This is a genomic window from Citrobacter braakii (genome assembly GCF_009648935.1).
GTDB classification, from domain to species: Bacteria; Pseudomonadota; Gammaproteobacteria; order Enterobacterales; family Enterobacteriaceae; genus Citrobacter; species Citrobacter braakii.
Window position 1 is genome coordinate 735,560 of sequence record NZ_CP045771.1, and the last position, 26,693, is coordinate 762,252.

Here is a 26,693-nt window from a genome sequence, read left to right on the forward strand (position 1 = left end):
CTACGATTAAAGACAGGCTCACATTATGCAATCCTTACAACTCCAGTCTAAACCTAAATTTAGCTGGAAAGCCCTGGGTTGGGCGCTCCTCTATTTTTGGTTTTTTTCCACTTTACTCCAGGTCGTTATTTGTTTAACCGGATATAGCGGAACTAATGGATTACGCGACTCCTTGCTATTCAGTTCGCTGTGGTTAATCCCGGTATTTTTATTTCCAAACCGTATCCGTATTATTGCTGCCGTCATTGGCATGGTGCTATGGGCGGCCTCGCTGGCTGCTCTGAGCTATTACGTCATCTACGGACAAGAGTTCTCGCAAAGCGTTCTGTATGTGATGTTTGAAACCAATGCGAACGAAGCCAGCGAATATCTCAGCCAGTATTTCAGCCTAAAAATTGTTCTTATCGCTCTGGCCTATACGGCTATCGCTATTCTGCTGTGGACGCGTCTGCGCCCTGTTCATATTCCATCACCCTGGCGCTATCTGGTGTCGTTTGCGTTGTTATACGGTTTGATTCTGCATCCGATAGCCGTTAACACTTTCATCAAACACAAGCCGTTTGAAAAAACGGTAAATGGTCTCGCCTCACGTATGGAGCCCGCCGCACCGTGGCAATTCATCTCCGGGTATTATCAGTACCGTCAGCAGTTGACCTCACTCAATAGCCTGCTGAATGAGAACAATGCCCTGCCGCCGCTGGCTAACTTCAAAGATAACTCCGGCGATGCCCCACGTACGCTGGTGCTGGTCATTGGCGAGTCAACGCAGCGTGGTCGCATGAGCCTGTATGGTTACCCGCGCGAAACGACGCCAGAACTGGATGCATTGCATAAATCCGATCCTAACTTCACCGTATTCAATAATGTCGTGACCTCACGTCCGTACACCATTGAAATCCTGCAGCAGGCGCTGACCTTCGCCAACGAGAAGAATCCGGACCTGTACCTGACTCAACCGTCTCTGATGAATATGATGAAACAGGCAGGTTATAAAACCTTCTGGATCACCAATCAGCAGACGATGACGGCTCGCAACACCATGCTGACCGTGTTCTCTAAGCAGACGGATAAGCAGTTCTATATGAATCAGCAGCGTACGCAAAGTGCGCGCGAATATGACAGCAATGTGCTGGCGCCATTTAAAGAAGTACTGGCCGACCCGGCACCGAAAAAGTTCATCATCGTGCACCTGCTGGGTACGCATATTAAGTACAAATTCCGCTATCCGGATGGTCAGGGTAAATTCGATAACAATGTCGACCATGTTCCCCCCGGCCTGGATGATGATGAGCTGGAAGCATACAACGATTACGACAGCGCGAATGTCTACAATGACCATATCATTGCCAGTCTGATCAAAGACTATAAAGCGACCGATCCGAACGGCTTCCTGCTCTACTTCTCCGATCACGGGGAGGAGGTATACGATACGCCACCGCATAAAACGCAGGGTCGTAATGAAGACAACCCGACGCGCCATATGTATACGGTACCGTTCCTGCTGTGGACCTCTGAAAAATGGCAGGCTGCACACCCGCGTGACTTCTCACAGGATGTGAATCGTAAATACAGCAGCTCAGAGCTTATCCACACCTGGTCTGATTTAGCGGGATTCACCTACGACGGTTTCGATCCGACCCGATCCATTACCAGCCCGCAGTTCAAAGAGACGACCCGCTGGATTGGCAATCCGTACAAAAAGAATGCCCTGATTGATTACGATAGCCTGCCGTACGGCGATCAAATCGGTAATCAGTAATACTCGTATAGGCCACTCTTAAAGAGTGGCCTTTTTTTATGATGACGGTTACTGTTTCCCCTGTCTGCTGCCTGCAAGGGATTAACATGTATCACGACGTCAGCCATCTTCTCTCCCGCCTGATTAACGGCCCCACGCCGCTGCGCCAGGTTTATTTTGCCAGCACCAGTAGCTCAACGCCGGAGCTGGCGTATCAGGTCGATTTTCCCCGGCTGGAAATTGTGCTGGAAGGTGAGTTCACCGATAACGGAGTTGCTGGCGCATCCGCGACGTTACTGCCTTGCGATGTGCTATTCGTTCCGGCTGGCGGCTGGAACTTTCCGCAGTGGCTCACACCGGTCACCACGCTCAGCATTCTGTTCGGCAAACAGCAACTGGGTTTCAGCATCGTCCAGTGGGACGGCAAGCAATATCAAAATCTTACCCGCCAGCACGTCGCGCGGCGTGGGCCACGAATTGGCTCTTTCTTGCTGCAAACGCTCAATGAAATGCAGATGCAACCGCAGGAGCAACAAACCGCCAGGCTAATCGTTGCGAGCTTACTGAGCCACTGCCGCGATCTGCTGGGCAGCCAGATCCAGACCGCATCACGCAGTCAGGCGCTTTTCGAAGCCATTCGCGACTATATTGATGAACGCTACGCTTCGCCGCTCACCCGAGAATCCGTCGCGCAGGCGTTTTACATCTCACCCAATTACCTCTCCCACCTGTTTCAAAAAACGGGCGCTATCGGGTTTAACGAATACCTGAATCACACGCGACTGGAACATGCGAAAACGCTGCTGAAGGGTTATGAGCTGAAGATCAAAGAAGTGGCGCACACCTGTGGGTTTGTTGACAGCAACTATTTCTGCCGCCTGTTTCGCAAAAATACCGAACGTTCGCCGTCAGAATATCGTCGGCAATACCACAGCCAACTGACGGAGATAAAAGCTAATCCAAAGTAAGATGTGTGTGCTGTGGTGCAGAAAGCAGCTTTCGCACGGCGCTCATCACCCGCTGCGGCTCACGCAGAAATGCGCTAATGCCCGACTGGACGTATCGGCTCTGCGTAAATCGCTCTGCTCCTGCCAGTTCAATATCGGTAATGAGCAACACCGCATCAGCGCGGTTAATATCTTCTTCCGTCAGGCGATTTTCGGTACCCAACGCGCCCTGAGTTTCAATCTTGATGCTCCATTTCTCCTGCTGGCAGAGTTTCTCCAGCCGTTCAGCAGCCATATAAGTATGGGCCACGCCGCTTACGCACGCGGTGACAGCAACCAGATATCGTACAGGTGCAATGGCCATACTATCCTCCTACTGTTACCTGAAATCCGGCGCATTCTGCCATCTTACGTATAAAACCTATCTCTTGCGCCGACGGGACGGGCACTTCTTTCATCGACCAGGGTAATCCGAGCAGGTTGTATTTCGGTTCGCCATATTGATGAAACGGTAGCAGGTGCACCTGCTTTATGCCCAATGATGACAACAGCGTCAACGCCTGCTGCGTGTTCTCTACATTCATCGTAAAGCCCGGAATCAGCGGCAGGCGAGGTATGACATTAATTCCTTCAGCGACCATTAGTCGTAAATTCGCCAGCACGCGCGGCAGGTTCATATTAATGGTCTCACGCGCCAAATGGACATCCATAATTTTGAGGTCAAACAGCACCTCATCGCACTCTCTTGCCAGCGATAACAAACGACTGGCTGGCGCATCGCCAGCCGTTTCAATCGCGCAGCGAACATCCCAGCGCCGCAGACGTTGCAGGAATCGTACGGCAAAGGGCGCTTGCATCAGCACTTCACCACCGGAAAGCGTCACCCCCCCGCCAGAGGTGCGAAAGAAAATATCATCTTTCATCACTTCACGTTCCAGCTCGTGCAGCGAGATATCACGACCGATACGTTCAAACGCACCGGAGGGACACTCATCAGCATCACGTAGACAGGGTGTACAGTGCAGGCATTTACTCTCCCGCCGTACTGTTTCAATACGTGGGGAGAGAGATTCAGGGTTGGCGCACCACGGGCAGGTATGCGGACAACCTTTAAAGAAGACTACCGTACGAATACCTTGTCCATCATTCAGTGAGTAACGCTGAATATTGAATATACGCGCGACGTCCTCGCCACGTGGGTCAATAACCTCACAGCTGATGCGCGGTGCGGCGAATGATGTCATCCTGGATCTCCTTCGACAACTCGACAAAGAAGGCGCTGTAACCCGCCACGCGCACCACCAGCCCGGCGAAATCTTGTGGGCGCTGCTGCGCTTCTCGCAATGTGTCGGCATTCACCACGTTAAACTGGATGTGCTGGAGCTTGAGCTGGGTAAATGCCCGCAGAAAATCCGCCAGCTTGCGTAAACCAGCCTCACCTTCCAGTGTGGCTGGCGTAAACTTCACGTTCAGCAAAGTCCCATTGGAAAGCAACGTGTTATCCAGCTTGCTGACCGATTTCAATACCGCCGTCGGCCCTTGCATATCCTGACCCAGCATCGGCGACAGCCCCCCGTCCGCCAACTGTTCCCCGGCGAAGCGACCATCCGGTGTCGCTCCGACGACCGAACCCAGCGGCACGTGCGCAGAGACAGTATATGAACCCGGCGTAAATTGCCCGCCGCGTGGATTCTGGTATTTCTCTACCTCTTTACAGTAATGACGCAGCAGTTCGGCGCTGATGTTATCTACATCATCAATATCGTTGCCGTATTTTTCGAAGCGGTTAATCAGCCTGGCGCGAATTTTCTCGCCTTCCGGGGTAGCAAAGTTGTCTTTTAGCACCGACAAAAGTTCGTCAAAAGTTAAGCGCTGTTGTTCAAATACCAGTCCATTGAGCGCATGCAGCGAATCGCTCAGGTTCGCAATGCCGATCCCCTGTACGCCGGAGAAGTTATAACGCGCGCCGCCGTCGGTAATATCACACCCTTTATCCAGACAATCGCTAATAAACGAGGAGAGCAGCGGCACCGGCGCCCAGTCGCGATGACCGATATCGCAGATATTACTGCCTTCGACCATCAACGTAATGTAGTGGCTGATTTTGGCACGAATATGCTTCAACAGGTCTTCATACGTCAGCGCGCGATTGCCTTCGTTCTCATGCAGGCAGATTTCCATTACTTTCAGCAGATTAAACATGGCGATGTCGTGCAAACCGTATGTTCTGCCTGGAATAGACAGCTCGACACAGCCGACTACCGCGTAATCTCGCGCATCTTCCAGCGAGACGCCACGGTTAAGAAATGCGGGCACCACCACTTCATCATTAAAGATTTGCGGAATGCCGGTCCCAAGGCGAATGGTCTGTGCCGTTTTCATCAGGAACGGCGTATCGATCAACGCGTTCGTGCGCACACCGAGATTTGGTTGCGGCAGTTGTACGCTCTGATAAGCATCAAGGCAGAGAAACGACAGTACGTTTACCGCACTACGACCATTCTCCGTCAATCCCCCAAGCAGTGCGGTGTAACCCGTTGGGAAGCCAGCGAAATAGCGCGCGCTGCTGGTGGATCGCAGCAGTACAATGTCATTGCATTTCACCCATAGCGATTCGAGGATTTCTTTTAAGAATGCAGGATCTTCCCCCTGCGTCAGCGAGGTCTGATAAAACGGCAACATATACTGGTCGAAGCGTCCGAGTGAGAGCGAACTGGCGTTGGACTCATATTGCAAAATAATGTTCATGTACCAGAACAGCTGACATGCTTGCCAGAAGGTTTGCGGCTTATGCCGGGCGTTATGCCGGGAGTTTTCTGCAATCGTCAGCAATTCCTGACGTCGCTGCGCATCCGGGCAGCTTTCCGCCATTTGTTCTGCCAGCAGGGCGTAACGCAGAATGTGGCTTTGCGAAGCCTCAAGCAGCAACAGAGCAGCCTGATAAAAGTGGTTATCCGGCTGCTGCAGACAATGCGCCCGCATCTGCGCTACCAGTTCGCCAAGCCCGAGATTCAACAGGCGCGGATAATCAATAATGATATGCCCCTGACCTTTATCCGTCTGGTTAACGCTAAAAATCTGCGTACGGACAGCGGCTTTTACCTCATCGGTCATCTGACCGTTGATGAAATCTTTCATCGACCGCTTTTCCCAGTACGGATACAGCACATCGCGATAGAGATGTTTATCCTCTTCGCTGATGTCAAAACGGTCCTGCGGACGGGTTGGAAACTGCTCCAGCTCGTTGAGCAGCCAGTAAGGATCCATTTCCGGCGACATTATGCCCGCCCGCGGTTTAACGGTGCGGTTCCCGGCTATCAGTTCCTCATCACGAATCGATATTTCAACGTGCTCAAGAATATATGCGGTGGCTTTCGCCCGCCGCAGAATAACCGGCTCTCCCTCCGTCTGCTGGTGGCTGGCGGTATATAGCAGCGCACGCTCAAGCGAAATTTCGCGGTTATTCTGAAACAGAGCGTTTTTTAAACGTTGGATACGGTTAGTCATGAGGAACTCCTGTAGAAAAACTGATGCCAGATGGCGCTGTGCTTATCTGGCCTACGTATCAGTAGGCCGGATAAGTCGAAACCACCCTCCGGCAAACAAACCGTTATGCGGTTTGCGCAAGGTGTGCACCAATCTTGTTCATGATGGCGTCAGCACGTTTCACTGCATCGCTGATGTTGACACGAACGATAGTTTTGCCCGCAAAACGCTCTTCAAACTTAATACCAATGTCTTTGGTCAGAATCACCATGTCGGCTTCTGCCACATCCGCCGCGGTCAGTTCGTTTTCCAGACCGATCGACCCCTGAGTCTCAACCTTTACTTCCCACCCCTTGGCTTTAGCGGCGCTTTCCAGCGCTTCGGCGGCCATATAGGTGTGGGCAACGCCAGAAGGACATGCAGTTACTGCGATAATCTTGGTCATGACTCATTCCTCGCTTAATTCATTTCAAAATCTAAATCCAGGTCGTCTTCTTTCTGGTCGACCTGAGACACTTTTTTCCGCGCCAGACTTTTCAGTACGTTAACGCACACAGCGGTCACTACAGCCCCCACGGCAACCGCCGCGATATAACCCAATTTTCCTTCCACGACCGGCAGAACAATCAGCCCGCCCCAGCCGGCATAACACTGCGCACCAAACAGCGCGGCGGTTACCGTGCCGCAGGCGGAACCCACCATTATGGATGGGATAACGCGCAGCGGATCGGCGGCAGCAAAAGGAATTGCGCCTTCCGTTACGCCAACGCAGCCCATCACCAGCGCGGCTTTACCGGCTTCACGTTCTTCAGAAGAGAAATTCTTACGACCAATCAGCGTCGCCAAACCTAAGCCCAGCGGCGGCACGCAGATCCCTACCGCGGCGATTGCCACCACGGTATAAACACCCTGAGCCACGCAAATCAGCATGAAGGCGTAGGCAACTTTGTTAATCGGCCCACCCATATCGAAGGCCAACATCAGTCCCATAATTACCGCCAGCAGCACGATGCTGCCCTGCTGCATACCCTGCAGCCACTCGGTCAGGCTAGTGGTTAACGCGCCAACGGGTTTTCCCAGGCCCCACATCATGATGCCTGCGGTGATAAAGGTGCCGACAATAGGAATAACGAAGATAGGCATTACCGATCGCAATACCTTATGTACGGGGATCTTCTTCAGATAATGGACGACGATACCGCCAATAATCCCGGCAATTAGCGCGCCGAAAAAACCTGCGCCGAAGCTGTTTCCCACCCATGCGCCAATCGCACAAGGGGCGAGAGCAGAACGTTCAGCAATGGAATAACCAATGTAAGCGGCAAGGAATGGCACCATCAACGTCAGCCCTGCGACGCCAATATCAAACAGTTTCTTGAGATTAGGATCGGTCGCCGCATCCGGTACCGCGCCCTTGCCATACAACATGACGGAGACCGCCAGCAAAATTCCACCCGCGACTACGAAGGGGATCATATGCGAAACACCCGTCATCAGGTGCTGACGGGTGTTTTTCAGGATTTGTACCAACTCTTTCATAAGTCGCTCCCAGGCTGCCTAAAGCCCATATCCATAAACTTGTTGCGGAAAACAATAGGCAATCCGACGCGGCGCAAACAGTGGATAAAAAGGCCATTTGCTGGACTTTTGTAATGTCAGCGCAAAAATGCGATCCGCCTCATAACTTGTAGTTTCTCGGAATTTATAGAGGACATGCTGACTTGTGAGGGATATCTCACTTTGATGGTTACATTACATTTATCCAGTTTTTGGCAGATTTGTCAGATGGCAGGTTCAGGCGTTGCCCTTTTATCCTGTAGCGAGAAATCGTTATGGGAGATGAGGCTATGGCCCTGATTGTGGAATTTACCTGTGAGCTGCCCAATGGCGTACATGCGCGCCCGGCAAGTCACATAGAAACGCAGTGCAACACCTTTACTTCGCACATTGAGTGGCACAACCTGCGTACCGAACGTAGGGGTAACGCCAAGAGCGCATTGGCGCTGATTGGCACCGATACTCTGGCGGGTGATAGCTGCCAGTTGCTGATTTCCGGTGCAGATGAACAGGCAGCCCACCAGCATTTAACCCAATGGTTACGTAATGAATTTCCACACTGCGATGCACCGCTAGCGGAAGCCAAAAGCAACGAGCTGGAGCCACTTCCTGCATCCCTCACTAATCTAAACCCACAGTTTTTTCGCGCTCGCACCGTCTGCAGCGGCAGTGCGGGAGGCATTCTGAGTCTGCTCTCTTCGCTGGATCTCAACGCCCTTAACAATCTCCCATCCGCTAAAGATATTGAAACCGAGCAGGCGGCGCTGGATAACGGCTTAACGCTGCTGATGAAGAATATTGCGTTTCGGTTACTCGACAGCGACGGCGCAACCAGTGCGATTCTGGAAGCACACCGCTCGCTGGCAAGCGACCTCTCACTGCGTCAGCACCTGCTCGCTGGAGTATCTCGCGGGTTAAGCTGCGCCCAGGCGATTGTCGAAAGTGCCGGACATTTTTGTGATGAATTCGCCCGCTCCAGCAGCCCTTATTTACAGGAACGTGCGCTGGATGTGCGCGATGTCTGCTTCCAGCTTCTGCAGCAAATTTATGGAGAGCAGCGTTTCCCTGCGCCGGGAAAACTAACCCAGCCTACGGTCTGTATGGCGGACGAGCTCACACCGAGCCAGTTCCTCGAACTGGACAAAACATTGCTGAAAGGCTTGCTGTTAAAAAGCGGCGGTACCACTTCACACACGGTGATTCTCGCCCGGTCATTCAACATTCCTACGCTGGTTGGCGTGGATATTGAACCCTTAATGCCATGGCTGCAGCAAACGGTTTATATCGATGGTAACGCAGGAGCGGTCATTGTTGCCCCTGATGAATCCGTCGTACGTTACTACCAGCAGGAAGCCCGTATCCAGGATGCCATTCGAGAACAACAACGTATCTGGCTGACCCAGGAGGCGCGCACGGGTGATGGCATCCGCATGGAAGTCGCCGCCAACATCGCCCATTCCGTGGAAGCGCAAGCAGCCTTTGGCAACGGTGCGGAAGCGGTTGGCCTGTTCCGCACGGAAATGCTGTATATGGACCGTACCTGCGCCCCGGATGAGAACGAGCTATACAACATTTTCTGCCAGGCGCTGGAGCCCGCACAGGGACGCAGCATCATTGTGCGCACCATGGATATCGGCGGTGATAAACCCGTTGATTACCTGAATATTCCTGCCGAAGCCAACCCGTTCCTCGGTTATCGCGCGGTGCGTATCTATGAAGAATACGCCGCTTTGTTTACCACACAACTGCGATCGATCCTGCGCGCATCAGCGCACGGTAGCCTGAAAATCATGATCCCAATGATCTCCTCTATGGAAGAGATCCTGTGGGTCAAAGAGAAGCTGGCCGAAGCCAAACAGCAACTGCGTACTGAACACATCCCGTTTGATGAGAAGATCCCGCTCGGTATCATGCTGGAGGTTCCGTCAGTGATGTTCATCATCGATCAATGCTGCGAAGAAATTGATTTCTTTAGTATTGGCAGTAATGACCTGACGCAATATCTGCTGGCGGTCGACCGCGACAACGCCAAAGTTACCCGCCATTACAACAGCCTGAATCCAGCCTTCTTGCGCGCACTGGATTACGCCGTACAGGCGGTACATCGGCAGGGGAAATGGATTGGCCTGTGCGGCGAACTTGGCGCTAAAGGTTCAGTGCTACCGCTGCTTGTGGGACTGGGTCTGGACGAGATCAGCATGAGCGCTCCCTCCATTCCCGCCGCCAAAGCGCGGATGGCGCAACTTGACAGCCGCGCCTGCCGTCAGTTGCTGAATCAAGCAATGGCGTGTCGAACGTCGCTGGAGGTCGAACATCTGCTGGCCCAGTTCCGCATGACCCAACAGGATACCCCTCTGGTTACCGCCGAGTGCATCACGCTGGATAGCGACTGGCGTAGTAAAGAGGAGGTCATCAAAGGGATGACCGACAACCTCCTGCTGGCAGGTCGTTGCCGCTATCCGCGTAAACTGGAAGCCGATCTGTGGGCGCGCGAAGCGGTCTTCTCTACCGGATTAGGTTTTAGCTTCGCCATTCCACACAGCAAATCAGAACATATTGAGCAGTCCACTATCAGCGTAGCGCGCCTGCAAGCGCCGGTACGTTGGGGTGATGATGATGCGCAGTTCATTATTATGCTGACGCTCAACAAACACGCCGCTGGCGACCAGCATATGCGTATTTTCTCGCGTCTGGCACGGCGCATTATGCATGAAGAATTCCGTAACGCGCTGGTTAACGCCGCCTCTGCCGACGCTATCGCCAGCCTGCTGCAACATGAACTTGAACTTTAAAGAGGGTGTTTTTGTATGGAACTTTACCTTGATACCGCCAACGTCGCGGAAGTCGAACGTCTGGCACGCATCTTCCCTATCGCGGGTGTCACCACCAACCCAAGCATTGTGGCAGCAAGCAAAGAATCCATCTGGGATGTGCTGCCGCGCCTGCAAAACGCCATTGACGAAGAGGGCATTCTGTTTGCCCAAACCATGAGCCGCGACGCACAAGGCATGGTGGAGGAAGCCAAACGTCTGAGCAACGCGGTCCCCGGTCTGGTGGTAAAAATCCCGGTGACATCCGAAGGTCTGGCCGCGATCAAGATGCTGAAAAAAGAGGGTATCACCACGCTGGGAACCGCAGTGTACAGTGCCTCTCAGGGGCTGCTGGCAGCGCTGGCGGGGGCGAAATATATCGCGCCTTACGTTAACCGTATTGACGCGCAGGGCGGCGACGGAATTCGCACGGTACAAGAACTGCAAACATTACTGGAACTGCATGCGCCAAACAGCATGGTACTGGCAGCCAGCTTTAAAACCCCTCGTCAGGCGCTGGATTGCTTACTGGCAGGATGCGAAGCAATCACCCTGCCATTAGACGTAGCGCAACAAATGCTCAATACCCCTGCGGTAGAGTCAGCAGTAGAGAAGTTTGAACATGACTGGAACAATACATTTGGTCACATCAACCTGTGAGGGAAATAAAGTATGGATCGCATTATTCAATCACCTGGTAAGTACATCCAGGGTGCCGATGTTATTACCCGTCTTGGCAACTACCTCAAACCACTGGCAGAGCGCTGGCTGGTCGTTGGGGACAAGTTTGTCTTAGGCTTTGCCCAGGGCGCACTGGAAAAAAGTTTCCAGGATGCCGGACTGGCGCTGGAGATTGCACCGTTTGGCGGCGAGTGTTCACAAAACGAAATCGACCGTCTGCGCGGCGTGGCAGAAAAAGCGCAATGTGGCGCAGTACTTGGTATTGGCGGCGGTAAAACGCTGGATACCGCCAAAGCGCTGGCGCACTTTATGGGCGTGCCTGTCGCCATTGCGCCAACCATCGCCTCTACCGATGCACCGTGCAGCGCGCTGTCCGTTATTTACACCGATGCCGGTGAATTCGATCGCTATTTGCTGCTGCCCAATAACCCGGACAGGGTCATTGTTGATACCAAAATTGTCGCGGGCGCACCGGCGCGTCTGTTAGCCGCGGGCATCGGCGATGCGTTGGCGACCTGGTTCGAAGCGCGCGCCTGTTCACGCAGCGGCGCAACCACCATGGCGGGCGGTCAGTGCACTCAGGCGGCGCTGGCGCTGGCTGAGCTGTGCTTTAATACGCTGATAGAAGAAGGTGAAAAAGCGATGCTGGCCGCCGAGCAGCACGTGGTAACGCCTGCGCTGGAGCGCGTTATTGAAGCCAACACCTATCTGAGCGGCGTCGGTTTTGAAAGCGGCGGTCTGGCGGCGGCGCATGCCATCCATAACGGTCTGACGGCAATCCCGGATGCGCATCACTATTACCACGGCGAGAAAGTGGCTTTCGGCACGCTGACGCAACTGGTCCTGGAAAACGCGCCGGTCGATGAAATTGAAACCGTTGCGGCGCTGTGTCATTCCGTTGGCCTGCCGATTACCCTGGCGCAACTGGACATCAAACAGGATATTCCGGCGAAAATGCGCATTGTGGCTGAAGCTGCCTGTGCCGAAGGCGAAACCATCCACAATATGCCTGGCGGCGCAACGCCGGACCAGGTGTATGCCGCCCTGCTGGTGGCTGACCAGTACGGTCAACGTTACCTGCAAGAGTGGGAATAACCGGCCAATAAAAATCCCCGCAATTGCGGGGATTTTTTTGTTCATACTATGCCGGACCCGCGCAAGCGACATCCGGCATGGTCTGTTACAGCAGATCGAAACGATCCAGGTTCATCACTTTCACCCATGCGGCAACGAAATCTCTCACGAACTTCTCGTGAGCATCGCTGCAGGCATAAACTTCAGCCACTGCGCGTAGTACAGAGTTAGAACCAAACACCAGATCGGCGCGAGTTGCGGTGTATTTTACCTCGCCGCTCGAACGGTCACGGCCTTCAAACAGCTCTTGTGACTCATCAACCGCCTTCCACTCATGACGCATATCCAGCAGATTGACGAAGAAGTCAGTGCTGAGTACGCCAGGACGATCGGTAAAGACGCCGTGCTGGCTACCATCAAAGTTGGTGCCCAGTACGCGCATACCGCCCACCAGCACGGTCATTTCCGGTGCGGTTAGCGTCAACTGCTGCGCTTTGTCGATCAGCAGCGACTCGGTGGTCGACACGTCAGGACGAGCGCGGTAGTTACGGAAACCATCGGCAATCGGCTCAAGCAGTTCAAACATCTCAATATCCGTTTGATCCTGACGCGCATCCACACGACCCGGCGCAAAAGGTACCTTGATGCTGACACCCGCAGCGCTAGCCGCCTGCTCGATACCGACAACACCGGCCAGCACGATAATATCGGCCAACGAGGCAGTATGGGCAGACTTATAAATACCTTCCAGCACAGGCAGAACGCGTGCCGCGGTGGCATTCACATCCCAGCCGCGTTGTGGGTCCAGCGCCAGACGCGCACCGTTAGCGCCGCCACGTTTATCCCCGCCACGGAAAGTCGATGCCGAAGCCCACGCTACCGATACCAGTTCGCCCACGGACAGTCCGGAAGCAGCGATGGTCGCCTTCAGCTTCAGGATATCTTCTTCGCTTGGGTTGAAGAACGCATGCGGCAGCGGGTCTTGCCAAATCAGATCTTCTTTTGGCACTTCCGGTCCAATGTAACGCGATTTTGGCCCCATATCGCGGTGCGTCAGTTTAAACCACGCACGGGCAAACGCTTCGTTGAACGCTTGCGGATCGTTCAGGAAACGGCGAGAGATCTTTTCGAACTCAGGATCGAAACGCAGCGTCAGGTCGGTAACCAGCATCGTCGGCTTGCGTTTTTTCGACGGATCAAAAGGATCGGGAATAATTTCTGGCGCGTCAACCGCTTCAAACTGAATCGCGCCTGCCGGACTGCGAGTCTGCACCCACTCATATTTGAACAGGTTCTCGAAGAAATAGTTGCTCCATTGGGTAGGCGTCTGCGTCCACACCACTTCCAGACCGGAAGTAATTGCATCCGCGCCCGCGCCACTACCGTAGCTGCTGGCCCAGCCCAGGCCCTGCGCTTCAATCGGTGCGGATTCTGGATCGGCGCCAACGTGCGATGCCGCTGCTGCGCCGTGGGTTTTGCCCAACGTATGACCGCCGCCAATCAGCGCCACGGTTTCTTCGTCGTTCATCCCCATGTTACCGAAGGTCGCGCGAATAGCCGCTGCCGCAGAAAGCGGTTCACCGCTATGGTCCGGCCCTTCCGGGTTCACATAAATAAGGCCCATTTCGGTGGCGCCCAGCGGCGCTTTTGCCAGCTCTTCCGGATGACGGTGAGTCAGCCAGGCTTTTTCATCACCCCAGTTTACGTCGAGATCCGGTTCCCAGACATCTTCACGACCGGCACCAAAGCCAAAGGTACGGAAACCTGAGTTTTCCAGCGCCACGTTACCCGCGAGGATAAACAGGTCGGCCCAGGAAATTTTCTGACCATATTTCTGCTTGATTGGCCACAGCAGACGACGTGCTTTATCAAGGCTGACGTTGTCCGGCCAGGAGTTCAGTGGTGCAAAACGCTGCTGTCCGCGACCCGCTCCACCGCGTCCATCGATAGAGCGATAGGTTCCCGCGCCGTGCCATGCCATGCGGATAAACAATCCGGCATAGGTTCCCCAGTCAGCGGGCCACCACGGTTGAGATTCGGACAGAAGGGCTCTGAGATCCCCTTTCAGGGCAGAATAGTCGAGTTTACTAAACTCTTTGCGGTAGTCGAAGTCCTCACCCAGCGGGTTCGAACGGTTGGAATGTTGGTTTAAAAGATCAACGCGGAGTTGATTTGGCCACCAGTCGCGGTTATTCGTTCCTGCTCCCGCGCTCTGATCGTGACCGCCGTGATGAAAAGGACACTTACCGGCAGTTGATGCGTTTTGGCTATCGTCGGACATGCTCATCTATATGCTCCCTTTACAGTGTTCTGACTACGATATACACCACCAGAGATAAGATATAGTCGAAATAACCCACAGATTCGATAGCTAATTCCTTTTATATTTTAAGTTACAGAGATGTAGATCAAAATGATCAACAAAAAGCCCTCCGTAGAGGGCTGGGGCATCTGTTTAGTTAGGTCTTACACCCAGTGTGTGACAAATAGCGTAGCTCATCTCGGCACGGTTGAGGGTATAGAAGTGAAAATCCTTCACCCCTTCGCGACTGAGAATTTTCACCATATCCATGGCGATATTTGCGCCCACCAGCTTGCGGGTTTCCGCGTCATCATCAAGACCATCAAACATGGTCGACATCCACGCAGGAATGCGGACGTTGGTCATGTCAGCAAATTTTTTCGCCTGCTTAAAGTTAGATACCGGCAGGATGCCCGGAATAATTTCCACATCAATTCCCGCAGACACGCAGCGATCGCGAAAGCGCAGATAGCTTTCTACATCGAAGAAAAACTGGGTGATCGCGCGGTTTGCACCGGCATCAACCTTACGCTTCAGGTTCAGCAAATCCGCCTGAGCGCTTTTCGCTTCCGGGTGCACTTCCGGGTAAGCCGCAACGGAGATATCGAAGTCTGCAACGTCTTTCAGCAGAGTCACCAGGTCGGAAGCATACATATCCGGTTTACCGCTTCCCGGCGGCAGGTCGCCGCGCAGGGCAACAATATGACGAATACCGTTATGCCAGTAGTCCTGAGCAATGGTACGCAGCTCATCGCGGGTCGCATCAATGCATGTCAGGTGCGGGACCGCTTCAAGACCAGTGCGATCCTTAATGCCTTTAATAATGCTATGCGTACGGTCGCGCTCACCAGAGTTTGCACCGTAAGTAACTGAAACAAACTTCGGCTTCAGGCTGCTCAGGCGATCGATGGAGTTCCACAGGGTTTGCTCCATTTCACTGGTGCGCGGCGGGAAAAACTCAAACGAAACGTTAATCTGACCCTGCACTTCTGCCAGGCTCTGATTCAGGGCTTCCCGCTGGTTGGCGTGAAAAAAGCTCATACCTTACCTCATCAATCTTTTGTCGTTATATGTTGTGTTGTGAACTGCTATACGTTTAGACGTCTAGATGTAAAAATGACGGAAAAGCATGCTGGCGTCAACACAAAAATCATCGTTAAAGGTGAGGAATACTCAGCCAACGTGAAAAAAATTCACATCAGATTGAAATGGTGAGGGATTGCGTCACGACCGTCTGTAGCCACTCTACTTTTGTTACGTTCTCAGGCAGCGTCGCTAACCCCATGCTAAGACGCAATTCTGTATCAGTAAGCGGAAGGAAGATCACGCCCTGACGCTGGATAGCGGAAAAGGAGGCCGGAACCAGGCTCAGACCGTCACCCTGCGCGATCCGTGCCAGCAGCACGTCATGTTCCATCGGCTCCTCAATAAGAGCAGGAGAGTAACCGGCACGACGAAAAATGTGTCGAGTGTAATCAAAAAAAGCAGGGTTACGTTCACGTTTGAACCAGAACAGCGGTCGGTGGTTCAGCGACGTTAACGAGAGCGAAGGCAGAGCCGCCTCGGGCCAGAGCGTGGGTAAGGCGGCGATCATCGATTCTTGCCAGCCGAGCGGCGTGACGCTAAGACCCGAATTCTCAAGCGGTAGCGCCACCAGCGCTGCATCCAGTTTTCCCCGACGCACCTGACGCGCCAGTTCAGGCGAACCATGACGGACAATATGTAGCTTCTGTACACGCGTAGCAAGCTGCGACTCAAGCGCAGCAAAAACGCCCTGCTCAAACGCCGTACTTAGCCCTAAGCACAGAGATTGCTCTCCCGTTTTCGCTATCTGACTCAACGCCGCCCAGGTTTTATCCTGTAACGCCAATAGCGGGCGCACGATTTCAAGGACGCGCTGGCCGTCCTCCGTCAGCGTAAGTCCACGGGTATGACGGACAAAAAGCGTCACCCCCAGGCGCTCTTCAAGCTGGCGAATGTGGCGACTCAGCGGCGGCTGCGACATAAATAAACGCTGCGCCGCTCGACTCATGTTGTTCTCTTCCGCCACCACGGAAAAATAGCGTAGAAGGCGGATGTCCAGAGAGTGCAAAGGCGAAGTTGTCATACCGAAAAGGTATCACGGAAACGGTATTACCCCAATCATTCCGCACGCTCTATCCTCATGCCACAGACCACACGAAAGAGGAAGAAATGGTGCCTTCAGAACGCTTTATTACCGGTCAGGAGATGTTGCAAAAAGTAGATGGTAAAGGGGGTGATGCGGTAGTCGAAAGTCTGCAGGATATTGCGCCAGACTTCGCCCAATACCTGATTGAATTTCCTTTTGGCGACATCTATTCAAGGCCGGGGCTGGATTTACGCAGTAGAGAAATTGCCACCGTCGCCGCGCTCACCGCCATGGGTAACGCCGCACCGCAGCTTAAGGTACACATCGCCGCCGCGCTGCACGTTGGCTTAACGCAGGAAGAGATTATTGAAGTGATGATGCAGATGGCTGTTTATGCGGGATTCCCGGCAGCACTAAACGGCCTGTTCGCCGCAAAAGAGGTGTTTGCGGCGAACAGTAAGCGCTAACTACAGCAGTTGCGCCAGGCGGTTGATATCAGACTGAATCGCCCCGGCGGTCACATCGCGGCCCGCCCCCGGTCCGCGAATGACCAGCGGGTTATCACGATACCAACGGCTTTCAATGGCGAAGACGTTATCGCACGGCAGTAGTGCCGCCAGCGGGTGCTCAGGGCGTACCGCTTCAACGCCAACGCGTGCCTTACCGTTAGCGTCAAAACGCGCCACATAGCGTAGCACCAGTCCCATTTCACGTGCCGCTTCCAGGCGTTGCACCATCTGCTCGTTCAGCTCATCGCCATTTTCAAAGAAATGGTCAATAGAACCTGCTTCACAGTGCGCAGGCACCAGCGATTCTACGCGTACCTGGTCCGGTTCGATGTCGTAACCCGCTTCACGCGCCAGAATCACCAGCTTGCGCATCACATCTTTGCCGGAAAGATCAACGCGCGGATCAGGTTCAGTCAGACCCTGCTGCCACGCCTGATCCACCAGATCGGTGAACGGGACCGTGCCATCAAATTGCAGGAACAACCACGACAACGTGCCGGAGAAGATCCCGCTGATCGACAGAATAGTATCTCCGCTATCAATCAGATCGCGCACGGTATGGTTGATCGGCAAGCCTGCGCCGACGGTGGCGTTATACAGCCAGTGGCGACCGGTTTTTTCAAAGGCGTCATGAATCTGGCGGTAATTATTACTGCTGCTCGCCCCCGCCAGCTTGTTGGCGCTGATAACGTGGAAGCCATGACTGGCGAAATCCAGATACTGCTCCGCCAACTGCTCGCTGGCAGTGACGTCCAGCACCACTAAATCATCATACGGGTGGGCGCGCATCCACAGGAACAATGACTCTTCATCCTGTTCTACCGCCTCGTCATCGAAGAAGGCCAACGCGCGGCTGGCATCCAGCCCTTCGTAATTCAGCAGGCTACGGCGGCTATCAACCACTCCTGCCAGCACGAACTCTAATCCGGTACGCGCCGAGAGCGTGCTCTGCTCGCGGGCAAACAGCTCCAGCCAGCGCGACCCAATGTTACCTTTGCCGAACAGCACCAGACCAATGCGTTTTTCCGCGCGGAAGATTGACTGGTGCAGACCCTGAATCAGGCTCTCCGTTGGCCCGGTACGCAAGACGGCGACCAGGCTAATGCCCTCTTCCGACTGCCAGGTGAATTCGACCGGCTGACCTTTCAGCTGTTGCCAAAAGCGATGGCAGTGCAGCGGGTTACGGGTGACGCCCGCCCCAACCATCGCCACCAGCGCCAGCCCCTGGCGCAGACGCAGCTCGCCCGGCAGGCCTGCTTCATCCAGAATTTTCAGTGCGCCATCAGCGACTTCGGAGGTATAGCAAAATTGCAGCAACTGGCGGTCAGGATGCACACCCACTGCCAGCGGACGCACCTGGGTGCGTTTTAAAATCTGATCAATCTCTTTATAGGCCAGTTTAAAGTCCTGGCCAGTGGGGACCTGAAACTCAATCAGGCAAACGTCGTCATGGCTGGTCACAATACGTGCCCCGGTACCGGAAGCCAGCACGCGTTCAATACGCGTCGATCCCTGCTCCGGCGTATAGCTACAACGCAACTGGAGATCGATATCGCTGCCGGAAACCGGCTGGAGGGTGCGGGCATGGAGAACCGGAGCCGCCAGACGCGCCAGCTCGCTGGCTTCATCCAGACGCAGCAGCGGCAGCAGACAGGCATCTTTTACTTTACGCGGATCCGCGCTGTAAACCCCGGCCACATCGCTCCAGATGGTTACGCGGGAAACCCCCGCCAACGCGCCAACCTGCGTCGCCGAGTAGTCGGAGCCGTTACGCCCCAGCAGTACCGTCTCACCGGCGTTGCTGCGGCTAATGAAACCGGTAACGACCAGGCGTTTGCCCGGATGCTGCGCCAGCAGTTGCTGCAGCAATGGGTAAGAAAGACCTTCATCCACCTGCGGCTGAGCGCCGCGCTCGGCACGTAAAAAATCGCGCGCATCCAGCCAGGCCGACTCCAGCCCCTGTTGGTTAAGGACGGCAGACATCAAACGCGCCGACCACACCTCGCCATGCCCGACGACTTCAGCATAGACGGCATCATTCACGCCGCTGTCGAGTAATCCGGCCAGGCGCTCCAGATCGTGAATAAACGCGCCGATCAGCCCATCCGCTACCTCAGGAGGTAACAAACCGCTGATAAGCTCACTCTGATAGCGACGTAACGCCTGTTGAACCTGATGCGCAGACAGACGATCGGTCTGGCTTAATTTTAGCCAGCTAATCAACTGGTTAGTGGTACTGCCTGCGGCTGAAACAACCATCATGTCATCAGGCTGCGAGTACTCCGCCATAATGCCTGCGACACGCAGATAACATTTCACATCAGCCAGACTACTACCACCAAATTTGTGCAGTTGACGACCCTTCGTCCCTGCCTGCGCAATCACACTCATGTTTACCCCTTGTTTGCAGCCCGGAAGCCATTTTCCAGGTCGGCAATTAAATCTTCGCCATCTTCAATACCGGTGGAGATACGCAACAGCGTTTCCGAAATTCCGGCAGCAGCACGCGCTTCTGGCGCCATTCCCGCGTGTGTCATGGTTGCGGCATGGGAGATCAGACTTTCAACGCCCCCTAACGATTCCGCCAGCGTAAACAATGACAACCCGCCGAGGAAGCGACGCAGCGTTTGCTCATCGCCATCCAGCTCAAAACTCAACATCGCGCCAAACCCTTTTTGCTGACGCGCGGCAATCTCATGGCCCTGATTATCCGGCAATGACGGGTGATACAATTTTTTCACCAGCGGCTGAGTTTGCAGATAATCCACAATCGCCTGAGCATTACGTTGCGCCACCTCCATACGAGGTGACAGAGTACGCAGGCCGCGCAACAGCAGATAACTATCAAACGCGCCGCCGGTCACACCAATATTATTCGCCCACCATGCCAGTTCAGTGACCATTTCCGGATCTTTTGCTATCACCACACCAGCCACTACGTCGGAGTGACCGTTTAAATATTTCGTGCATGAATGCAACACCAGATCGGCGCCTAATGCCAGTGGATTTTGCAGTGCCGGGCTTAAAAAAGTGTTGTCCACCACGCTGACCGCACCAGCCTCGCGCGCCAGCTGGCAGATTTTCGCGATATCCACCACGCGCAACAGCGGGTTGCTTGGGCTTTCTACCAGCACCAGCTTCGGTTTTTCCGCCAGTGCCGCCTGCAACGCCTGCTCATCTCCTTGATCGACAAACAGTACGCGATAACAGCCACGCTTTGCCAGGCTGTCAAACAGACGATAGCTTCCGCCGTAGCAGTCGTGCGGTGCGACCAGCAGATCGCCAGGCTTGAGGAATACCGTAGTCACCAGATGAATCGCCGACATGCCGGTATTGGTCAGTACTGCCCCCGCCCCACCTTCCAGTTCCGCCAGCGCACGCTGAACGACATCACGCGTTGGGTTACCGCGGCGCGAATAGTCATGGGCGCGAGGCTCATTAAAACCGGTAAAGTTATAGGTGCTGGAGAGGTGGATCGGCGGGACAACGCAACCGTACTGTTCGTCGTCATTTAACCCGCTACGCACTGCGATGGTGGCCTGTTTACGCGTCATATTGAGGAGATCCTGGCTGAGTCGGTGAAAAGTCAGACACCAGAGTAATCATAGTTACGATAGCCGTCAATACATCTGGACATCTAAACTTCTTTGCGTATAGATTGAGCAAACCGGAAATAGCCGTTAAAATTATATGCATTAGCGTACATCTGCGTCGGCTTACTTCGTGTCAGGGCCACGTCACTACGATAAACTACGCGCAATTATGGTCCGGGCTCAGGTTCTGGCCTCAATATTAATGACAAAGAGGATTAGGTATCTCATGGCTGAATGGAGCGGCGAATATATCAGCCCATACGCTGAGCACGGTAAGAAGAGTGAGCAAGTCAAAAAAATTACGGTTTCCATTCCTCTGAAGGTGTTAAAAATCCTTACCGATGAACGCACGCGTCGTCAGGTTAACAACCTGCGTCACGCCACCAACAGCGAACTGCTGTGTGAAGCGTTTCTGCATGCTTTTACCGGGCAACCATTACCCAACGATGACGACCTGCGTAAAGAGCGCAGCGATGAAATCCCGGAAGAAGCAAAGGTAATCATGCGTGAACTGGGTATCAACCCGGAAACGTGGGAATACTGATTTTTCAAGACAGATGAGAAAAGGCGGGATTACTCCCGCCGCTTCTCACTACGTTACTTACTGATACCATTAAGCTTATTCAATGTTTCTTCCATTTTGAGCGTCTCTTTACGGTTCAATGGATAGAAATAAATCAGAATGACCGCTGCCAAAAACAGGCATAAAGCCGGTAACAGATTCGCCATCGTATAGATGTTTTCCTGCACAATGCTGGTTTGCACAGCGCCACCCGTTGACGAAGATTGATAACCAATGATGGCCAGCATAAAGCCGCCAATAGCCCCTGCGCACGCCTGGCCAACCTTGCGGGCGAAGAAGTTCACGCCATAGACGGTCCCATCTTCACGATCGCCGGTGACATACTGGTGATAATCACACACATCGGTCATAAACGCCCAAATCATCAGGTTGAATAACCCGGCTCCCAGCGTCGCCAGGAACAGGAAAACCAAATAAACCTTCGCGTCGGTAATGTGGGTGAAGTACATAATCACATACATGGCTACCGCAAAGAGCAGCGCGCCTACGCTGGCTTCTTTCTTACCAAAGCGCTTCGTGAGCCAGGATGCCGAGGGTGCCAGCAAAACCAGAGAGCCAAAGGTGAAGAGCAATGCAACGGACATGGCCTCTTTGTTATGGAAATAGTCATTAAACAGGTAAGTCATGTTGGTACCAGACAACCCCTGATTAATCACAATCAGCAGATCCACAACCACTAAAACAATCAGCGCTTTATTGCGTAGCAACCCCTTCAGCAGCACAGAAACCGGCATGCTCTCTTTTCTTTCAACCCGCACGCGTTCTGTCGTTAACTGACAGGTCAACGTTAAAAAGATAAACCCCAGCACAGAACAACCAATGGCAATCCAGAAGAAATGCTGCCCAGAGATCACCTGGCTTCCGTCCACCAGAGTGGTGTACATCAGGATCGGAATAAAAAAGCCGGTTGTCCCGCCACCGATGGCGGACCCAACGCTGCGCCAGGTTGACAGCGATACGCGATCTTCCGGGTTCGAGCTAATCGCCGCAGACATGGCGCCATACGGAATACTCACTGTCGATAACAGCGAACCGTAAATAAAATAGGAACAGCAGATGTAGATAATTTTCGCCGTATAAGAAAAATCATGCACAAACGGCAGGAACAGAACGACCGCAATGATGCAAAACGGGTACTTCATGCGGCGCACCCAGGGGTTAAATCGCCCATGTACCGTCAGTTTAGAGGTATCACATAAGCGCCCTACGCCAACGTCGACAAACGCATCAAAGAGTTTGGTCACAAAATAGAGTGAACCAACAATAACACCGGAAATACCGAGTACGTTGGTGTAATAAATCATTAAAAAACTATTTACCAGTCCAAGAATAAAACAGGTTCCGAGGTCACCACATAAATAACCGAATTTATCTCTTAATCCGAAAGGCCTGACGGCAATATTTTGATTGCTTCCGATCATTGTTCCATCATTAGACATGATGTTAACTCCTTAGACACATTATTCACGCAAACTATGCGTATACCGATGCTCAGCGTAATAAATCGATACGAAGTGTATTAACGGTCAGAAGTTATAACCGAGACCAACGCGATAGCGGGTCTGACGATCGTCTGTGGTTGTGGTGTTATACCCCGAGGAAACGTTACCCACCTCAACAAATGGAACCCATGAGCCTATTTTATACGCCACACGGAAGTTATATTCGTAATCGTCTTTTCGGTTGTTATATAAATCTTCGCTATCGGCAATTTTATAAATGCCATTTAGCTCAAACATCCAGTCATTGATGTTATAACCGAGCCATGCTTCCGGACGATAGACCATGCGGTCATCCTTGCCGTCAGTGTTTCTGCGCATGTACTCCTGACGATAGCGGAACGCGGTCCACCAATGGTCATTGATGTTATACTGCACGCGAATATAAGGCTTATAAATCGCGATGTTATCGCCCGTTTCGAGCGCAATACCCGTCTGCCAGACAAGGTCATTCCAGGTGAACTGGTAGCTTGCCGTATACTCGTTGCCATTACTTTCCATATTATTCCACGCATCATTAGATTGCGTATTTTCGGAACGTGAAATGGCCTCGACTGCGACACCAAAACCAGTAGCAAAACGATGCGACATATAAACACGGTCGTAATTACGACCATCATCATAATATTCATGTCGATAATCAACATAACCCGCTTGCGCGGCCGCAGAGAATAATGAAATCAGTAATAACGCGGATTTAAATTTCATGACCATCCCTCTTCACACTAAATCTAGGAAATTGCCCATCTCGCTCCGTCCATAAATGAGGAAACGATGAAGGAATAAGAATAATTTTATATTTCCACGAAAGTGTATTTTAGAAAGAAGGAAGAAACCTTTGGTATTTTGCCAAAGATTGGCATAAGTGGCAAAAACAAGAAGATAAAAAGGACGCAGATCACCAGTTGAAACATTTTATCGTAAAAATAAAAACACTGTTTTATTTATTAAATAAAAGACATCATTCAATACATCAATACGAATTTCAGTCTGCAGGCGCAGATACAAAAAAAGCGCCATAAGGCGCTTTTTTCTGACAGCTGAAACTTACTTGCTGCCTGGGATGCTGAAACGCTTGTTGAAGCGATCAACACGGCCACCGGTAGCAACATCACGCTGCTTGCCAGTATAGAACGGGTGGCACTGACCGCACACGTCCAGGTTCAGATCGTGACCGACGGTAGAGCGGATTTTCATGACGTTACCGCAAGAGCAGTTTGCAGTAATTTCTTCGTATTTCGGGTGAATATCTTTTTTCATGGGAAAACCTCGGTTTAAGGCCGCGTCGCTCTTCCAGCCCTAACGCCAGACACCACGCGATGTTAATTATTCCCCGTCACCTTTCACGCTGCATCAACAGCCTGAAACTCTCGGGTAATGGTCATTGTTTGACGCAATCAATTTGCATCAAAGGCGGCGAATCATACAGAAATTAACCTGCTCATGCAAACTGATCCGCATTCTACCCTTCACTAATGTGTATACTAACCCGCCAGATTTCAAGTCAGGATGATTCAATGCCCGTTGCGCACGTTGCCTTACCCGTTCCGCTACCTCGCACCTTTGACTACCTGCTGCCGGAAGGCATGAGCGCCAAAGCCGGGTGTCGTGTACGCGTGCCCTTTGGCAAGCAACAGGAGCGCGTGGGCATCGTTCTATCCGTTAGCGAGCACAGCGAACTGCCGCTGAGCGAATTGAAAGCCGTTCTCGAAGTGCTGGACAGCGAGCCGGTTTATTCGACCTCCGTCTGGCGTCTACTGCTGTGGGCGGCTGACTATTATCACCATCCTATCGGCGACGTACTGTTTCATGCCCTGCCGATTCTGCTGCGCCAGGGACGCCCGGCGACAAACGCGCCCATATGGTACTGGTTTGCCACTGAAGAAGGTCAGGTTATTGATCTCAACAGCCTCAAGCGCTCTCCCAAGCAACAGCAGGCGCTGGCTGCGCTACGCCAGGGAAAAATCTGGCGCGACCAGGTGGCTGAGCTCGAATTTAATGACGCCGCATTACAGGCGCTGCGGAAAAAAGGGCTGTGCGATCTGGCGAGCGAAACGCCAGGTTTTAGCGACTGGCGTACCCACTACGCGGTTTCCGGTGAGCGTCTTCGACTGAACACCGAGCAAGCCACCGCCGTCGGGGCGATTCACAGCGCCGCGGACAGTTTTAGCGCCTGGCTATTAGCGGGCGTGACGGGCTCAGGCAAAACAGAGGTCTATCTAAGCGTACTGGAAAATGTCCTGGCCCAGGGCAAACAGGCGCTGGTGATGGTGCCGGAGATTGGCCTGACGCCGCAAACTATTGCCCGTTTTCGCGAACGCTTCAATGCGCCAGTCGAAGTCCTGCACTCCGGTTTGAACGACAGCGAACGTCTTTCGGCCTGGTTGAAAGCAAAAAATGGCGAAGCGGCGATTGTTATCGGCACGCGCTCGTCGCTGTTTACACCGTTTAAAAATCTCGGCGTGATTGTCATCGACGAAGAGCACGACAGCTCTTATAAACAGCAGGAAGGCTGGCGCTATCATGCGCGCGATCTCGCGGTTTATCGCGCCCACAGCGAGCAAATCCCGATTATTCTCGGCTCAGCCACTCCGGCTCTGGAAACGCTGTGCAACGTGCGACAGAAAAAATATCGCATGCTGCGCCTGACGCGCCGTGCCGGAAATGCGCGCCCCGCCACTCAGCACGTGCTGGATCTCAAAGGTCAGCAGGTGCAGGCCGGACTCGCCCCTGCGCTTATCACCCGTATGCGTCAGCACCTGCAGGCGGATAACCAGGTGATTCTGTTTTTGAACCGCCGGGGCTTTGCTCCTGCGCTGCTGTGCCATGACTGCGGCTGGATTGCCGAATGTCCGCGCTGCGATCACTACTACACGCTGCATCAGGCACAGCACCATTTACGCTGCCACCACTGCGACAGCCAGCGCCCAATACCACGTCAGTGCCCTTCCTGCGGCTCAACGCATATGGTTCCGGTTGGACTCGGCACCGAACAGCTTGAGCAGGCTCTGGCCCCTTTTTTCCCCGGCGTGCCAATCTCACGCATCGATCGCGACACCACCAGCCGTAAAGGGTCGCTGGAGCAGCATCTGGCGGAAGTACATCGCGGCGGCGCACGAATTCTGATCGGCACGCAAATGCTGGCCAAAGGCCACCACTTCCCGGACGTCACCCTGGTGGCGCTTCTGGACGTTGACGGCGCGCTGTTCTCTGCAGATTTCCGGTCGGCAGAACGCTTCGCCCAGCTTTACACGCAGGTCTCCGGGCGAGCAGGACGCGCCGGGAAACAGGGCGAAGTGGTGCTACAAACGCACCATCCTGAGCATCCGCTGCTGCAAACTTTGCTGTACAAAGGTTATGACGCGTTTGCCGAGCAGGCGCTGGCCGAGCGACAAACGCTCCAGCTTCCACCGTGGACCAGCCATGTGATCGTGCGGGCAGAAGATCATAACAACCAGCATGCGCCAATGTTCTTACAACAGTTGCGAAATCTGATCCAGGCCAGTCCGCTTGCCGATGACAAACTGTGGGTGCTCGGCCCGGTTCCCGCCCTGGCCCCCAAACGCGGCGGTCGCTATCGCTGGCAAATTTTGTTGCAACATCCGTCGCGAATTCGCCTGCAGCATATCGTCAGCGGTACGCTGGCGCTGATCAATACGCTACCCGATGCACGTAAAGTAAAATGGGTGCTGGATGTCGATCCCATCGAGGGATAATCCTTCACGATGCGAGGCGGATCGTAAAATTAAAGATCCATCACACTTTTTATGAAAATTCTGTAACCGCTTCCATTAACTATCTGAT

The 26,693-nt window shown here is 53.3% G+C and carries 21 protein-coding genes; 8 read left to right on the plus strand and 13 right to left on the minus strand.

The genetic code is table 11. The features are described 5' to 3' along the window. Nucleotides 1-25 precede the first annotated feature (25 nt). Both GFC06_RS03340 and GFC06_RS03345 read left to right on the plus strand, forming a co-directional pair. Complete coding sequence (locus tag GFC06_RS03340; protein WP_047497602.1) at nt 26-1,759, plus strand: phosphoethanolamine transferase CptA; 1,734 nt, start codon at nt 26-28, stop codon at nt 1,757-1,759. Nucleotides 1,760-1,845: 86 nt separating this feature from the next. Continuing rightward, nucleotides 1,846-2,706, plus strand: a complete 861-nt coding sequence (locus GFC06_RS03345; RefSeq protein ID WP_032947284.1) for a helix-turn-helix transcriptional regulator — start codon at nt 1,846-1,848, stop codon at nt 2,704-2,706. Here the strand turns inward: GFC06_RS03345 and GFC06_RS03350 are convergent. From GFC06_RS03350 to GFC06_RS03370, 5 genes are all read right to left on the minus strand, one after another. Further along, nucleotides 2,693-3,049: a PTS fructose-like transporter subunit IIB gene (locus GFC06_RS03350; protein ID WP_016155282.1), complete on the minus strand. Its 357-nt coding sequence runs from the start codon at nt 3,047-3,049 to the stop codon at nt 2,693-2,695. The genes GFC06_RS03345 and GFC06_RS03350 overlap by 14 nt on opposite strands. Nucleotide 3,050: 1 nt before the next feature. Beyond that, nucleotides 3,051-3,929: a [formate-C-acetyltransferase]-activating enzyme gene (locus tag GFC06_RS03355; protein ID WP_153689833.1), complete on the minus strand. Its 879-nt coding sequence runs from the start codon at nt 3,927-3,929 to the stop codon at nt 3,051-3,053. Beyond that, the gene (locus GFC06_RS03360; protein ID WP_153689834.1) at nt 3,895-6,192 is read right to left on the minus strand and encodes a formate C-acetyltransferase; all 2,298 of its coding nucleotides are present in this window, start codon (nt 6,190-6,192) and stop codon (nt 3,895-3,897) included. Before GFC06_RS03360 ends, GFC06_RS03355 begins: the two co-directional genes overlap by 35 nt. A gap of 103 nt (nt 6,193-6,295) precedes the next feature. Next, nucleotides 6,296-6,616 carry a PTS fructose-like transporter subunit IIB gene (locus GFC06_RS03365; protein WP_016155279.1) on the minus strand — a complete coding sequence of 107 codons (321 nt, stop codon included), beginning with the start codon at nt 6,614-6,616 and terminating at the stop codon, nt 6,296-6,298. A 14-nt stretch (nt 6,617-6,630) separates the two neighbouring features. Further along, nucleotides 6,631-7,710: a PTS fructose transporter subunit EIIC gene (locus tag GFC06_RS03370; RefSeq protein ID WP_153689835.1), complete on the minus strand. Its 1,080-nt coding sequence runs from the start codon at nt 7,708-7,710 to the stop codon at nt 6,631-6,633. Nucleotides 7,711-8,018: 308 nt separating this feature from the next. On the opposite strand from GFC06_RS03370, the gene ptsP reads away from it, so the two are divergent. From ptsP to gldA, 3 genes are read left to right on the plus strand one after another with little or no spacing between them, the layout of a single operon-like run. Further along, nucleotides 8,019-10,520 carry a phosphoenolpyruvate--protein phosphotransferase gene (gene ptsP, locus GFC06_RS03375; protein ID WP_153690722.1) on the plus strand — a complete coding sequence of 834 codons (2,502 nt, stop codon included), beginning with the start codon at nt 8,019-8,021 and terminating at the stop codon, nt 10,518-10,520. A gap of 15 nt (nt 10,521-10,535) precedes the next feature. Further along, nucleotides 10,536-11,198 (plus strand): fructose-6-phosphate aldolase, encoded by a 663-nt coding sequence (fsa, locus tag GFC06_RS03380; RefSeq protein WP_153689836.1) that lies wholly within the window; start codon nt 10,536-10,538, stop codon nt 11,196-11,198. Between the two features lie 12 nt (nt 11,199-11,210). Next, nucleotides 11,211-12,314: a bifunctional L-1,2-propanediol dehydrogenase/glycerol dehydrogenase gene (gldA, locus tag GFC06_RS03385; RefSeq protein ID WP_016155275.1), complete on the plus strand. Its 1,104-nt coding sequence runs from the start codon at nt 11,211-11,213 to the stop codon at nt 12,312-12,314. Between the two features lie 85 nt (nt 12,315-12,399). Here gldA and katG read toward each other — a convergent pair whose 3' ends face one another. The 3 genes from katG to GFC06_RS03400 form a co-directional block, all read right to left on the minus strand. Then, nucleotides 12,400-14,580: a catalase/peroxidase HPI gene (katG, locus tag GFC06_RS03390; RefSeq protein ID WP_153689837.1), complete on the minus strand. Its 2,181-nt coding sequence runs from the start codon at nt 14,578-14,580 to the stop codon at nt 12,400-12,402. A 168-nt stretch (nt 14,581-14,748) separates the two neighbouring features. Then, on the minus strand, nt 14,749-15,636 hold the full coding sequence (gene metF, locus GFC06_RS03395; protein ID WP_016155273.1) for a methylenetetrahydrofolate reductase: 888 nt from the start codon (nt 15,634-15,636) through the stop codon (nt 14,749-14,751). 157 nt (nt 15,637-15,793) lie between these two features. Beyond that, nucleotides 15,794-16,702, minus strand: coding sequence for a LysR family transcriptional regulator (locus GFC06_RS03400; protein WP_153689838.1), 909 nt, complete (start codon nt 16,700-16,702; stop codon nt 15,794-15,796). An 89-nt stretch (nt 16,703-16,791) separates the two neighbouring features. Here GFC06_RS03400 and GFC06_RS03405 point away from each other — a divergent pair, with 89 nt between their 5' ends. Further along, nucleotides 16,792-17,172, plus strand: a complete 381-nt coding sequence (locus GFC06_RS03405; RefSeq protein WP_153690723.1) for a carboxymuconolactone decarboxylase family protein — start codon at nt 16,792-16,794, stop codon at nt 17,170-17,172. On the opposite strand, the gene metL is transcribed toward GFC06_RS03405, so the two are convergent. Next, the gene (metL, locus tag GFC06_RS03410) at nt 17,173-19,605 is read right to left on the minus strand and encodes a bifunctional aspartate kinase/homoserine dehydrogenase II (protein ID WP_016155268.1); all 2,433 of its coding nucleotides are present in this window, start codon (nt 19,603-19,605) and stop codon (nt 17,173-17,175) included. A 2-nt stretch (nt 19,606-19,607) separates the two neighbouring features. Then, the gene (metB, locus tag GFC06_RS03415; RefSeq protein WP_016155267.1) at nt 19,608-20,768 is read right to left on the minus strand and encodes a cystathionine gamma-synthase; all 1,161 of its coding nucleotides are present in this window, start codon (nt 20,766-20,768) and stop codon (nt 19,608-19,610) included. Nucleotides 20,769-21,033: 265 nt separating this feature from the next. Here metB and metJ point away from each other — a divergent pair, with 265 nt between their 5' ends. Then, nucleotides 21,034-21,351, plus strand: coding sequence for a met regulon transcriptional regulator MetJ (gene metJ / locus GFC06_RS03420; RefSeq protein WP_003825168.1), 318 nt, complete (start codon nt 21,034-21,036; stop codon nt 21,349-21,351). A 53-nt stretch (nt 21,352-21,404) separates the two neighbouring features. Here the strand turns inward: metJ and GFC06_RS03425 are convergent, their stop codons facing one another. From GFC06_RS03425 to rpmE, 3 genes are all read right to left on the minus strand, one after another. Beyond that, entirely contained in the window at nt 21,405-22,829 is a 1,425-nt protein-coding gene (locus tag GFC06_RS03425; protein ID WP_047497587.1) for an MFS transporter, read from the minus strand. Nucleotides 22,830-22,916: 87 nt separating this feature from the next. Then, nucleotides 22,917-23,597: an oligogalacturonate-specific porin KdgM family protein gene (locus tag GFC06_RS03430; protein WP_047497584.1), complete on the minus strand. Its 681-nt coding sequence runs from the start codon at nt 23,595-23,597 to the stop codon at nt 22,917-22,919. Nucleotides 23,598-23,936: 339 nt separating this feature from the next. Beyond that, the gene (rpmE, locus tag GFC06_RS03435; protein ID WP_008787040.1) at nt 23,937-24,149 is read right to left on the minus strand and encodes a 50S ribosomal protein L31; all 213 of its coding nucleotides are present in this window, start codon (nt 24,147-24,149) and stop codon (nt 23,937-23,939) included. Between the two features lie 257 nt (nt 24,150-24,406). Here rpmE and priA point away from each other — a divergent pair, with 257 nt between their 5' ends. Continuing rightward, on the plus strand, nt 24,407-26,605 hold the full coding sequence (priA, locus tag GFC06_RS03440; protein WP_016155264.1) for a primosomal protein N': 2,199 nt from the start codon (nt 24,407-24,409) through the stop codon (nt 26,603-26,605). Nucleotides 26,606-26,693 lie beyond the last annotated feature (88 nt).